Origin of the sequence: Cupriavidus neocaledonicus, from assembly GCF_000372525.1 — a bacterium.
GTDB classification, from domain to species: Bacteria; Pseudomonadota; Gammaproteobacteria; order Burkholderiales; family Burkholderiaceae; genus Cupriavidus; species Cupriavidus neocaledonicus.
Map to the genome: position 1 here is coordinate 1 of NZ_AQUR01000092.1, position 13,414 is coordinate 13,414.

The window sequence follows — 13,414 nt, forward strand, 5'->3', positions numbered from 1 at the left end:
AACGCGCTTTTTGGTTACTTTTTGGCGCTCGGCCAAAAAGTGACCCGCCCAGCAGGGCGGAACCATGCGGTCCAACAGCCGACAGCATGTCACCAACAGCGCCCACCCCCGACACCCCAAACACACTCAATAAACACCCCAGAATCCCCCCCCCCAAATCAGCCACACACCTTTGCACCCTGCAACACCCCCTCCCCCACCACCTCCATCCCCTCCAACGTCCCCACCACATGCTTGACCACCTGGTCGCAGAAGACCTCCCTCCCCTCCGCCAGAAACAACGCATGGTCCATACACCCATGCCGATGCACGGTGATATGCGCGAACGTCGCCAGCGCCTCAAGATCCCTGCCAAAACGCAACCGGGCCTCTTCGAGCCCCATGTCGTCCGACCCATACAGCATCGCGATCCGCACCCCACGCTCATCCAGGCTGCGCATCGCGGCGCGCGCGTAAGCCGTGGCTGACGCCAGATCTTCGCCACCGCGCAGCCGCGTCAAACGGAACGCCACGCGCTCGGTGGCGTTCCGGTATGCATGTCGCGCCATCGCCGCGGCGAGCGGGCCGATCCTCACATGTCCCTGCAACATCCGCTGCCAGTTGCCGCCGCGGCGCGCCGCCGAGAGCCAGCCCTGCCATGATCGCGTGCCCTTGCCCGCGCTCCGGTCGTCGGCGCGGTCCCAGCGGAATTTCACCAGGTTGGCCAGCACCAGTCCGTTCACGCCGGAGTTGGCCAGGGCGGCGTGCAGGCTGAGGAAGGCGCCGGAACACACCCCGGCCAGCACGATGTAGCGGAACCCGCGCGCGCGCATCCAGTCGACCGCGGCGCTCACGTCCGCGCGCGGCCCGGGCGAGTAGATCTCGGCAATGCTCATGCTGCGCGGCGCGCGCGGGCTGTCGCCCAGCGCGGACACGTCCAGCCGCAGCGACGCCACGCCCAGCCTTGCCAGCCGGCGCGACAGCATGACGAACATGCGGCCATCGCCGACATGGTGGTTGCCGCCGGTATTCGGGAAGATCACCGCGACCGGCGCGGGTGCCGCGTCGGGCGGCATGCAGAGGATGCCGAACTGGCGCCGCGCGTCGAGCCAGACCGACTCTTCCACCACGCCATCGACAGCCGCGCGCAGGGACGCCGCGCGCGCCGCACCGATGACGTGCCGCCGCATCGCCGGCAGCGCGGGCGATGCGGCCGACGCAGCCGACGCGGCCCGCATGGGCGCCAGCCACTGCACCAGTTGCCGCCACGTCTGCGCCGGCACCCCGGCAAACTCGGCCGATTGCATCATGTCGGCGTAATCGGGAAACGCGGCCGCATCGACCTGCGCGCCGCCGTCGGTGTAGTACTGCGCCAGCGCGCCGGTCGCGGAGGCGGTGCCGGGCCAGGGATCGAGCAACAGCACCCGCGGCGCGGGGCAGTCCGTGCCGCGGTCGAGCCGCAGCCGCTCGAGTTCGCGCACGGTGTCGGCGCCGAAGCGGAAGGCCAGCACGTCGAGCGCACCAGCCGGCGGCGGTGGCGGAGGTTCGGTCGGCCCCGCGCTGTTGAGCCAGTTCAGATGCAGCGCACGCAGCTCGCGCAGGTAGGCGCGGCCATTGACCACCGGCGCGAGCAGCACCAGCGCGGCAACGCCGCCGTGCCATGCCGGGTGCGCGCGCATCGCCTCGGCGGCGTGCACCGCGAGGCTGGCGCCGGCGCGCAACCCGCACAGCACGATGTGCTCGACACCGGCCAGCGCGCGCAGCTGCGCGGCCGCGGCGACGATGCTCGAGACGGCGCGGCCGAGGAAATGCGCCGCCTCGCAGGCCCCGGCGGAATCGCCGGTGCAGGGATAATCGAAGCGCAGCACCGGCATGCCGGCCGCGGCGAGATCGTCGGCGAGATGCCGCCATGCGCGGTGCGACCACATGGCCTCGTGGCCCAGCGGCGCGCACAGCACTACCCCGGTCTTCCCTTGTGCCTCGTGCAGCCAGCCGGCACAGCCTTCAAACATAAGCCGCCTCATGTCGCCTCCTGGCGAACGCATGTCAGCCGCTGACCTGTGCAACCGGTCCGGCAAGCGCACGCAGAAACGGGTACGCCCGCCGGCCGCAGCGGCCTTTATTCTCTCTTTTCTTCGCCATGCATCGCCTGGCCGATCCTGCGCGACATCGGCGCGGTTGCCGGCATGCCAAGGTAAGGATTGACGCTGTTGAACTCGGCCCGGTTGCTGCGCTTGGCGATGACACAGTTGAGGATGCCGCCCAGCAGGCGCGCGTCGGCCCGCTGCAGGCGCTTGAGCGTCTCATCGACCTGGCCCGGCAGCGTGGCATCGGCACGCAGCACCACCAGCGTCGAGCCCGCCAGGTTCGCGACCAGGCTGGCATCGGCCACCGCCAGCACCGGCGGCGTGTCGACCAGCACCAGGTCGAAGCGGGTGGCGCACTGCCGCAGCATTTCGGCCATGCCCGGGCGCATCAGCAGCTCCGACGGGTTCGGCGGCGGCAAACCCGCGGGCAGGATCGACAGGCCGTTGACGACGGTAGGCCGCACCGCGGCCGACAGCTGCACGCGCCCGGTCAGCAGTTCGGCCAGGCCGGATTCGGCGGGCTGGTCGAACCAGCTCGCCACACGGCCGCGGCGCAGGTCGGCGTCGATCAGCAGCACGCGCTGGCCGGCTTCGGCAAACAGCACGGCCAGGTTCACCGACGCAAAGGTCTTGCCGGCGCCGGGGGCCGGGCTGGTGACGGCGATGACATGGTCGGGCGCGCTGCGCAGCGCGAAATGCACCGCGGCGCGGATATTGCGCAGCCCTTCTACCGCCAGCGAGTGCGGCGCGTTGCGCGCCAGCAGGAACTGGTCGTGCAGGCCCAGCCGCAGCATCCGCTCGGCGCTGTCATCCTCCAGCGCGGAGACGTCGATCACCGCGCTCGACGGCCGCGGCCGCTCCAGGCGCGCCGACGGCGGCGCGGCATAGCCCGCGGCCACGCCCAGCAGGGCCTTGGCCGAAACCATGCGCTCGAGCGCCGCCTGTTCGCGGCTGAAGGCAATGTCGCCCAGCATGGTGATGCCGAGCTTGTCCTCGGCGTCATTGGCGGTGGCCACGGTGGGCCGCACGCGCTGGCGCAGCGTCAGCGCCCCGGCCGCCAGCAGCATGCCCAGCAAGCCGCCGCCCGCGGCCGGCGTCCACGGCCCCATGCCGACCGGCACGGTGGGCGTGAGTGCGTTGTCGACGATGCGCACTTGCCCGGTGCGGTCGAGCTGCGCCAGCGACAGCTGCTCGACCTTGTGGCGCAGCGTCATGTACATGTCTTCGGCCACCTTGACATCGCGCGTCAGCGCCACGGATTCACGCTCGGACGCCGACAGGTTCTGCATGCGCGCGTCCATTTCCTGGCGCTCGCGCGTGAGCTGCTGGATCTGGCTGTCGACGGTGCGGACCTCGTTGGCTTCGGTGGTGAAGCGCTGCAGCAGCTTGGTGCGCTCCAGGCGCAGCAGCGCGATCTGGCGCTGGTATTCCATGCTGCCGTTCAGGTAGGACTGCACGTCCTGGCTCGGCGCCAGCGAGCCCGAACGCGAGCGGTAACGCGTCAGTGCGCTTTCGGCGCGCTCCAGCTCGGCCTTGACCCGCGGCAGTTCGCCCGACAGGAAGGCCAGCGTCGCGGCGGTGTCGTCCTGGCGCTGCTCGGCCTGGCCCTTGATATAGGAATCGGCGATCCCGTTGACCAGCGCGGCCGCGGTGGCAGGGTCGCGGTTCTGCCAGCTGATGCGCAGCGTGGTGGCGTCGCTCGACTCGCTGTCGACGCGCAGTTCGCGCGTGACGGCATCGACGGTCAGCGTCAGGTCGCGCCGCGTGACCAGGAAGCGCGTGCCCGGGCGCGCCTCGATCCGGCCCACCAGCATCGAGATGCCACCGGCCTCGGCCACCTGGCCCGCGCGGCCCTCGAGCTGCGCATCCGGCCCGCTCAGCCGGAAGCCGTTGTCGGGCAGGATCTCCAGCGTCAGCGGCACGTTGAGCAGGCGCGCCGGCACGTTCAGGCGCTCCACCGCCACGCGCTCGCCGCCCCACGCATAGCCCAGCTCGGCCGGCCACGGCCCGCGCAGCTTGCCGGGCTCGGCGAAGTGATTGACCAGGCTGCCCAGCAGCGGCGCGCGCAGCGGCTCGATCTCGATGTCCAGGTGCAGGCGCTCGACCACCGGGCCGACCACGGCGCGGCTCTTCAGCATGCCCAGGTCGAGCTGCGGCGTGGCCATGCGACCGGCGGCGTCGCGGGTCTGCAGTTGCACCAGCGACTTGGCGCGATACAGGTCAGGGGTGGACAGCCACGCCATCCAGGCAAGGGCCGCGCCGGTCAGCCCGGCGGCGAGGATCCAGCCTGCGTGGTCCAGCAACACGCGCGCGTTGGCGCCGCTGCGCGGCGACACCTGGTCGGGTACCGGCACGGCTCCGGCAAATGACATTCTGCTCACGACATCTCTCCCGCCACACGCTGCCTCACGCCAATCACGCAGCAACCGGTGCGCGCCCGCGCGCATGCACTGGCCGCCGACCCCTTACTTGCGCCCGTAGTTGTCTTCGAACCTCACGATGTCGTCTTCGCCCAGGTAGGCGCCCGACTGCACCTCGATGATCTCCAGCGGCGTCTTGCCCGGGTTCTCGAGCCGGTGCAGGGTGCCGATGGGGATGTAGGTCGACTGGTTTTCCGAAAGAATGCTGATGTTGTCGCCGCAGGTCACGCGCGCGGTGCCGCGCACCACCACCCAGTGTTCGGCGCGGTGGTAGTGCATCTGCAGCGACAGGCTGGCGCCGGGCTCGACCACGATGCGCTTGACCTGGAAGCGGTCGCCGCGGTCGATCGAGTCATAGCAGCCCCAGGGCCGGCGCACCTTGCGATGGTTCACCACTTCATTGCCATGTTCGGAGCGGATGCGCTGGACGATGTTCTTCACGTCCTGCACGTGGGCCTTGTCGACCACCAGCACCGCGTCGGCGGTTTCCACCACGACCACGTCCTGCACCCCGACGCACGCGATCAGCCGGCCTTCGGAGTGCGCCAGGCAAGAGCTCGCGCCGTCGAACAGCACGCGTCCGCGTCCGGCATTGCCGCTGGCGTCCTTGGGGGCGATGTCCCAGATCGCCGCCCACGAGCCCACGTCGGACCAGCCCGCATCCAGCGGCACCAGCATGCCGGCGATATCCGGCAGGGTCTCGAGCTTCTCCATCACGGCGTAGTCGATCGAGTCGGACGGGCAGGCGTGGAAGGCGTCCTTGCCCAGGCACAGCACCTCGCCGGCGCAGGCGGCTGGTTCGCTCGCCGCATAGGCGGCGCGGCATTGGCGCGCCATCTCCGGCTGCAACTGGGCCACCGCGCGCAGCCATACCGAGGCGCGCACCACGAAGATGCCGCTGTTCCACCAGAACTCGCCGGACTCGACATAGTGCTTGGCCAGCTCCAGGTGCGGCTTCTCGACGAAGCGGTCCAGCATGAACGCGCCGTGGTCGGCGCCGCCGGCCGCGCGGATGTAGCCGAAGCCGGTCTCGGGCGCCACCGGCTTCACGCCCAGCGTGACGATGGCACCGTGGTCCGCATGCTGGATTGCCGTGGCAATGGCCTCGCGGAACGACGCCACGTCAGCCACGCTGTGGTCGGCCGGCGTCACCACCAGCACCGCATCGCCACCCTCGCCCGCGCCCGCCAGTGCATGCAGCGCGGCCACCGTCAGCGCCGGCGCGGTATTGCGCCCGCACGGCTCGGACAGCACGCGCGCCGCCTTGCCGGCGCGCTTCATCATGTCGGTGATCATGAAGCGGTGCTCTTCACCGCAGACCACGATCTGCGCCGCTTCCATGCCGTCGGGGCGGCCCGCCAGCGCGGCCACGCCGGCGAGGCGGTTGGCGGTGGCTTCCAGCAGCGTGTCTTCGGCAATCAGGTTCAGCAACTGCTTGGGGAACTGCTCGCGCGACAGCGGCCACAGGCGCGTACCGGCGCCGCCGGCGAGGATCACGGGCTGCACCACCGGCAACGCGGCGCAATGCGCCGCGCTGTCGCCCAGCCCTTGCAGCGCTGCATGGATTTCGCCGTTGACCGGCGGCGGCGTCTGGTTCTCTTCCCGGGTCCGAATTCGCATCATGCCTCCTGGCGTGTCGGCTGTTCCAAGCGTCCCGCGCGTTGCGCCCGGCCCTGCGCAGCCATTGCCGGCACTGCGGCGGTCTCGCAGAAACGGGTACGCCCGGCAGCGGTCCCTGACCGCCGTGACGGGGATGCCAGCCAGTCTAGGCAGGCGTCCTGGCGCAATCTGTTCGATTCCGCACACGCTACTTGCGCCGCCGCGGCGGGCCGCGCGCATGCGTGCCGCAGTGGCTCGCGATCGCGCGCGCTCTGTTGGAGAACGCACCGATGGCCACGGCCACCGGCGTTGCAATACAGTGGGCCGTGCAGGCGCTGCGCCTGCCATCGCGGCCCGGCGGCATGCGCGCACTGCGGAGGAACGACATGGAGCGGGCGGTGGCAACGACGGCTACGACGGCGACAATCGCGCCGAGGACAGCGACCACGGCAACCACGGCCACCGACCGCGGCGGCTACCGCTACGCGCGCCAGTCGCCCCACCTGGCCAGGCCGGTGCAGCGCTGGCTGCACCATGAAGCCTCTGTCTGGCAGGAGAGCAATTGCTACATGGACCTGTGGATCGAGCTGCTGTATGGCTGGGGCCTCGACCCGCGCGCGGCGCTGGCCTTCACCGTGGCGCAGGACTACGAGGGCGACCATTTCACCTTCTTCAAGTACCCGCCGGCGGACCTCGAACTGCTGTACGGCACGGTGGTGCAGGAGATGGCGGTCTACGACACGCTGCAGGCCCACCTGGCCGAACAAGTCGGGCGCGGCCACACCGTGCTGGTGGAGGTCGACAGCTACTACCTGCCCGATACGCGCGCCACCGCCTACCGCCAGGCGCATGTGAAGACCACCGTCGCGATCGACCGGATCGACCCCGCGGCGCAACGGCTCTCCTACTATCACAGCCTCGGCTACCACAGCGCCGAAGACGAGGACTACCGCGGACTGTTGCGCCTGACCCCCGCACTGCGCGACGGCAACATACTGTTCCCCTACGCCGAATGCGCCAAGCGCGTGCGCGCCCCGCTGCGCGACGCGGCCGCGGCCGACGCGGCGGCGGCGCTGATGCGCCACCACCTGGGCCGCCGCCCCGCGCTGAACCCGGTCACGCGCTGGCGCGCCGACTTCGACCAGCACGTCGCGGTGATCCTGGCGCGCGGCGATGCCTACTTCCATCACTACGGCTTCAACCTGCCGCGCCAGCTGGGGGCGAACTTCGAGATGCTGCATCACTGCCTCGCTTGGTTCGGCGAGCATGGTTACCATGTGCCCGCGCGCGTGGCACGGGCGGCGATCAGCCTGGCTTCGGAATGCAAGGTGCTGCAGTTCCGCCTGGCCCGGGCCATGGCGCGCGGGCGTCCGGACCGCTGCGCCGGGTCCCTGGATACGATGGAGTGCGCTTATGAAACGGTCATCGCAGGCCTGCTGTCGTCGTTCGGCGCCGCCGATCCGGCGCAGCCGGCGTACGCCTGACGCCAACGGCAAGTGCCGCGGGCGCACGCTGCCTGCCGTGCCGGGCGACGATGGCACGTTACGCGTGGGCCAGCGCGGGCAGCAGGCGGTCGTACTCGCGCTTGACCAGCTTGTAGCATTCGCAGGAATGCTTCTCGAGCCCGCAATGATCGAGGATGGTGATATGGCCGCGGCTGTGGTGGATCAGCCCCAGGTTTTCCAGCTTGCCGGCCGCTTCGGTGACGCCTTCGCGGCGCACCCCAAGCATGTTGGCGATGACCTGCTGGGTGATGACCAGCTCGTTGGAGTTCATGCGGTCGCGCGCCAGCAGCAGCCAGCGGCACAGTTGCTTGTTCAGCGAGTGGTGGCGGTTGCATGCCGCGGTCTGCGCGATCTGCGTCAGCACCGCCTGCACATACAGCAGCGTGACGCGCTGCAGGGTCGGCAGGTACGACAGCTCGGCGCGCAACGCGCGCGCGGGGATGCGGTAGGCGAAGCCGGGGCTGCGCACTTCGACGCGGCTGGGCATGGTATCGCCGCCCGTCACCACCGGAATGCCGACCAGGCCTTCATTGCCGACCGCGGCGAACTCGACCGTGGCGCCGTCCTCGAGCAGCGACAGCAGCGACACCACCGAGGTGGTCGGGAAATACACATGCACGATGCGCTGGCTGGTGTCAGTCAGCAGTTCGCCGGCACGCAGCCGGACCAGTTCAAAGTGGCGCGACAGCGTTTCCCATTCCTGCCGCGGCAGGGCATTGAGCAGATGATTGACATGCAGGTCCGACCGTTGCGTGATCATGCTGATTCTCCCCGTTGACCCGGGACCGGCACTGGGCCGCCGCTCGCGCACTGGCTGCGTGGTGCAAAGCCCGGCTGTACCGCTCCACCCGTGACTGATGCTTTCCGACTTGTTGACACCGCGTATGACTGACTGATGACGGCCCCAATCCGCTTTCCGTCCCGACGCGCAAGCCCTGCGGTGCGCTGTGTGCCTGCCTCGTCGTTTGACTGTATTAAGTGCTATGGCGCACTGAAGCGACAGTAGGCAGACGGCTGGTACTCGTTCATCCTTTGGTTGGTTGGTAGCAGGCCGGCGCGGCGCCCGCGGCTGGCGGCGAATGCAAGTACCGGGGCGCCGGAATGCCGGCGCAGGGCCGACGGCGGGCCGCCGGCGACACGCTGCCAGGCAAGGCATGACAAGGGAGGAGCCGGCCCGCAGTGGCGGCCGGTGGGGCCTGTACGCCCTATGCGCCCGGTGCGTCGTAGCTGGCGGGCCGGTCGGCGTTGATGGCGTAGATCTCGCCCGAAGGGATGGCGCCGGCCGCCGCGGCCGGGCCGCTCTCATGCATCAGGCGGATGCGCCGCGTTTCACCGGGGCCCAGGTGGAACCAGTCCTGTTCCGGCAGGAAGGCGTGATCCTCGATATGCACCCAGCGCGCGAAGCGGCGCGTGCCGACGCTCAGCCACCACTGGCCCTGCGCGCATTCGACGCTGCCATGCAGCTCGGGCGCCGCCAGTGCGGCGGCGCTGCGGTCAGGCAGGTAGACCGCCTGGCTCAGCGGCGTGCCGGCGCTGTCGTCATCGGCATGCAGCGTGGCCAGCACCACATCGTGCGCCGGCGGCCCGAAGCGGTAGGCGTAGGTGAAATCGAAGAACTGGTCGAGCATCGCCGCCGCGGCGATGCGGCAGGATGCGCGCGGAGGCAGCCTCAGCACCTGTTGCGCCTGCGCCGCCACCGCCTCGCCGTCGCGCAGGCAGCGCAGCGCCAGCCGCACCGTGCGCGGCTGCGCGGTTTCATTGATGACATGCACATGCAGGCCGTTCAGGCCCTCGTCGGTCAGCAGCACCTGCAGCGGCTGCCACACCGTGCGCAAGGCGTGCCAGGGTGACTTGGGGCGCCCGCACGCGTCGACGATGCCCCAGCCGGCACCGGGCAGCAGGTCCTGCAACTGCCACACCAGCCCGCCGGCGCAGGTCGAACCCACGCGGCGCCACTCGCTGAAGACCTCGGCCATCAGCTCGGCCACCACCGCGCGCGACAGCGCCAGGTAGCGCGCCGGATGCTCATAGCGCAGGCGCGGCGGATCGACCTGGTACAGCGCGCGCAGGTAGAAGTCGCGGATATCCTCGAAGTCCCACGCCGCGCCGGCATCGCGCGGCACCCGCGCCTTCCAGCGCGGATCGTGCAGCGGCTGGGTCAGGCCGTGTTCGCGCAGCGTGCGCGCGCATGGCACGTTGGCAAAGGCCAGGCACTCGGAAGCAAAACGCACGCTGGCCAGACGCGCATCCGCCAGCGGGCGCTGGTAGGCGCCCACGCCGTAGTAATGCGTGACGCCGGTGTCGGGCTGGAACGGCCACGCACCTTCGCTGGGCGAGTTGCGCACATAGACCACGTCGGCACGGTGCCTGGCCACCAGGCCGGGGATCAGTTCGTCGAACAGCGGCTGACGCCAGTCGCCGCGCGGCGTGCCCAGCATGGCCGCCTGCTGCTCGGCTTCGCTGCCGCCGCACAGCACCGCGATGGCCGGATGCGCGCGTGTCGACTGCAGCCACTGGCCGACTTCGCGCGCGGCATCGTCCATCAGGCCGCGCGACGCCTGCGGGTCCGCGCCGTAATCGAAATTGGCGAACATGAAGTCCTGCCACACCAGCAGGCCCAGCGCGTCGCAGCCGCGGTAGAAGGCCTCGCCGGGGTAGCAGGTGACGCCGCTGACCCGCACCATGTTCATGCCCGCGTCGCGTGCCAGCCGCAGCCAGTGGCCCACGGCCTCGTCGCTGTCGGCCAGTCCGGGCAGGTCAAGGCTGGACACGCAGGCGCCGCGGCAAAAGATGCGCTCGCCGTTGACGCGCAGCGCAAAGGCGCAGGGCTCGCCGTCGCGGTCTTCCGCCACGGTGCGAAAGCCCACTTGGGCGCAATGCAGCGCCTGCGTGCCGAGGCGGGCCTCGACCCGGTACAGCGCGGGCTCGCCATGCGTATGCGGCCACCACAGGCGGGCATGCGGCACGCGCAGCGTGCCGGCGAGCACATGTTCCGACGTGCGCGCCAGGCTGCCCCAGACTTCGCTGTCGCCATGCGCCGCGAGCCAGCGCGCCTGCGCCGGGGCCGGACCGGGGAAATGCAGCGCCAGCGCGATGATGCCGTCGGTGCCATCCAGCCTCGTGCTGGCCTCGGCGCGCACGCCGTGCAGCGGATCGGCACTGGCCGGATCGAGCAGCTCGATGCCGCGCCACGGCCCGACCGCATGGACCGGCGGACACCACCCCGGCATATGGCCCAGCAGCGTGGTGCGGACCGCGCGCAGCGTGGGCGGCACGATCATGCGCGGCTTCCAGCGGACCTGCCCGCGCTGCGTGCGCAGCCACGGATGCAGCGCACGAAAGCACAGGTGCAGGGTGTTGTCGCCGGACAGCTGCACCGCCACCTGGTGGGCGGCGAACATATGGCGCGTGGTCAGCACCAGGACCCCGTTGAGCCAAACCTCGGCCAACGTCGCCAGGCCATTGCAGCGCAGCGTGCGCGCGCCGCTGCCGGCAAAGCGCACGCGGTACCAGTAGTCATGCCGGTGCAGCGGCGGCGGCGCGCTGTCGTCCCAGCGGCCCGCCGCGCGCATGGCCGCGGCCACGGTGCCGGGCACGGGCGCGGGCAGCCACGGCGCATCTGGCGCCAGCTCGGACGGCGCCCGTGCCGCGCCCGCCAGCGTTTCCAGCCAGCACCATTCGCCGGCCAAAGCGCAAGGGCCCACGGCCACGCCGGGGGTTGGCGCCGGCTCGGTCGAGGCCGTTGGCACGGGGGCGGGAGCGGGGGCGGGGGCGGCGGCGGCGGTGGCGCTGGTGATTCCCGCGGACTGGCCTGGCACCAGTGCCGCCGGGTCGCGCGCGCTCATGCCACGCTCGCGCCGAAGTGCGAGGCCAGCGCCGGCACCGTGCCCTGGTAGGCCTGCTCGAGCTGGTCCAGGCAGTCCTGGCAGGGATCGGACTTGCGGCTGATGACCGCGCGCATCAGCCGGAACTGCATCACCATGGCTTCTGAGGCCATGGTGTAGCAGGCTTCGCCGATGCAATCGGGCAGCGAGTGCCCGTGCATCACCAGCCAGCGCAGGTAGCGGCCGAGCAGCTCGAAATTGACGCCCAGCTGGCGCAGCACGCTGGCCGCGTAGACCTGGAAGTTGGGCTCGCCGCGCGCCATCAGGTGTTCGAGATGGCCCGGGAACGCCATGCGGAACACGCTGATCGGGTTGTGCTGCGGACGGCGCGACAGATGATGGCGCAGCAGCTCCAGCGAGGTCCGCATCAGTGCGGCATCGGTCAGCGCGGCAAAGCGCCGCCGCGCCACCGAGGCATGCGGAAACGCCGCCACCTCGCCGTAGCCCACCGTCTCCGGGCGGAAGATGGCGGCATAGTCCTCGCCGCTGGCGGTGTGGTAGCCGTCGCCGTGGAAGTAGCCGACGGCGGCGGCCTCGGGCACCAGCACGTCGATGCCGATGCACGAGCGCATGTGCTGGCGGCGATAGGTGCCGGCCGGCTGCGGCAGCTGGTAGCTGTCGACTTCCAGCAGCACCACGTTGCCGCGCGCGGTCTGGGTGGCCACATGCGCCTCGAGCCGGTCATACATCGACAGCTCGTGCGTGACGATGCCGTACAGGCGTTCGAGGTCGTTGGCGGGGAACGCCGAGAGCGTGAACTGGTCACCCTCGAAGTCCTGCGCCACGGTGAACGGCAGCGCGGCAATGGGCTCCAGGTCCCAGCCCTGCAGCAGCTCGACCCACAGGTCGATATGCTGGTTCGCATGGGACCAGACCGGATTGCCGCCATGCCAGGTGGAGCGGCCTGCGCGAACCCTGGCCCTGCCGTCGCCGTACATTTATCCCCCCCACAGCGTGTCGCGCACGGTCTGGGGCCAGCGCGCCGGATCCAGTCCGTGGTGGCGCAACAGCGCCAGCGCCATGCGCTCGACCCCGATGCCGACGCAGCCCGTGTGCGCAACGGCGCCGTCCGCGCTGCGCAGGTCCCACATGTGGCCGAAGTGGTCCAGGTGGTAGTTGAAGCTCATGCACGCCGTGGGCGGCGCGCCATCGTTGATGGGCACCAGCAGCTCGAACTTAAGCCTGAGTTCGCGCTGGCTTTCGGCGACGAGCTTGCCGCCGCGGCCGAAGAACGGATCGTTGGCGACGTCGATCTGCACCGGCAGCTGCAGCGCCGCGGCCAACTCGGGCACGCGCTCGAGCCATTGCTCGCGGAACGCGGCGATGCGCTGCGGCGTCCCCAGGCAGACATACTCGCGCTGGCGAAACAGCTGCATGCGGGTCGGCTCGAGCGAGGACTCATGGCGGAAGCAGTACGACATCACGTCGACCACCTTGCCCTCCTCGGGCAGCGGGCCGCGCCGCGCGATCACCGGGTAGACCGGATAGCACGCGGCCGGGGTCAGCACTACGCCGGTCGGCTGCTGCTGGTCGGTCCAGTCGTCCTGGTCTTCCAGGCGCGCCAGCAGGCGGCGGTGGCCCTTGTCGTCGCCGCAGAAGCTGTGGACGGTGCCCGCCAGCTGCGGAAAGCTCTTCATGTAGCCGCTGGCCTCGAAGTCCGCCTGGCCCATGGCCGGCGGGAAGTGCAGGGTTTCCGCGCCGAGGCCGTGCCCGAGGCGCGTCATGACGGTGTTCATGCCTGCGCAGATCGATTCGAAGGTGGTGTTGCGACCATACAGTCCGGGCACGCCGGTCGGGATCATCAGGCCCTCGGCCACCAGCTGCTCGAGGAACGTGGGGCCGGATGCGCGCGGCGCCGGCTTGCCGCGCTGCGTGGCGGCGCTTGGCTCGGCCGCGGCGCCACCCTGGGCGGTACCGTCGGTCAGGGTATGGAGGTCCAT

Annotated in this window: 8 protein-coding genes; 1 reads left to right on the plus strand and 7 read right to left on the minus strand. The window is 70.4% G+C overall.

The features are described from left to right. Positions 1-158: 158 nt before the first annotated feature. From A3AG_RS0112505 to A3AG_RS0112515, 3 genes are all read right to left on the minus strand, one after another. Positions 159-2,063, minus strand: coding sequence for an alpha/beta hydrolase family protein (locus tag A3AG_RS0112505; RefSeq protein WP_204321158.1), 1,905 nt, complete (start codon positions 2,061-2,063; stop codon positions 159-161). Between the two features lie 35 nt (positions 2,064-2,098). Next, positions 2,099-4,438, minus strand: a complete 2,340-nt coding sequence (locus A3AG_RS0112510; protein WP_018005730.1) for a polysaccharide biosynthesis tyrosine autokinase — start codon at positions 4,436-4,438, stop codon at positions 2,099-2,101. Positions 4,439-4,531: 93 nt separating this feature from the next. After that, on the minus strand, positions 4,532-6,106 hold the full coding sequence (locus tag A3AG_RS0112515; protein WP_240619834.1) for a mannose-1-phosphate guanylyltransferase/mannose-6-phosphate isomerase: 1,575 nt from the start codon (positions 6,104-6,106) through the stop codon (positions 4,532-4,534). A 269-nt stretch (positions 6,107-6,375) separates the two neighbouring features. Between A3AG_RS0112515 and A3AG_RS0112520 the strand changes: the two genes are divergently transcribed. Continuing rightward, positions 6,376-7,569, plus strand: a complete 1,194-nt coding sequence (locus tag A3AG_RS0112520; RefSeq protein WP_018005732.1) for a DUF1839 family protein — start codon at positions 6,376-6,378, stop codon at positions 7,567-7,569. A 58-nt stretch (positions 7,570-7,627) separates the two neighbouring features. Here the strand turns inward: A3AG_RS0112520 and A3AG_RS0112525 are convergent, their stop codons facing one another. From A3AG_RS0112525 to A3AG_RS0112540, 4 genes are all read right to left on the minus strand, one after another. After that, the gene (locus A3AG_RS0112525) at positions 7,628-8,350 is read right to left on the minus strand and encodes a Crp/Fnr family transcriptional regulator (protein WP_012354880.1); all 723 of its coding nucleotides are present in this window, start codon (positions 8,348-8,350) and stop codon (positions 7,628-7,630) included. Positions 8,351-8,795: 445 nt separating this feature from the next. Next, positions 8,796-11,435, minus strand: coding sequence for a glycosyl hydrolase 2 galactose-binding domain-containing protein (locus A3AG_RS31615; protein ID WP_240619835.1), 2,640 nt, complete (start codon positions 11,433-11,435; stop codon positions 8,796-8,798). After that, on the minus strand, positions 11,432-12,412 hold the full coding sequence (locus A3AG_RS0112535) for a DUF1839 family protein (RefSeq protein WP_018005734.1): 981 nt from the start codon (positions 12,410-12,412) through the stop codon (positions 11,432-11,434). The genes A3AG_RS31615 and A3AG_RS0112535 overlap by 4 nt, the downstream gene beginning before the upstream one ends. Next, entirely contained in the window at positions 12,413-13,414 is a 1,002-nt protein-coding gene (locus A3AG_RS0112540) for an amino acid--[acyl-carrier-protein] ligase (RefSeq protein WP_018005735.1), read from the minus strand.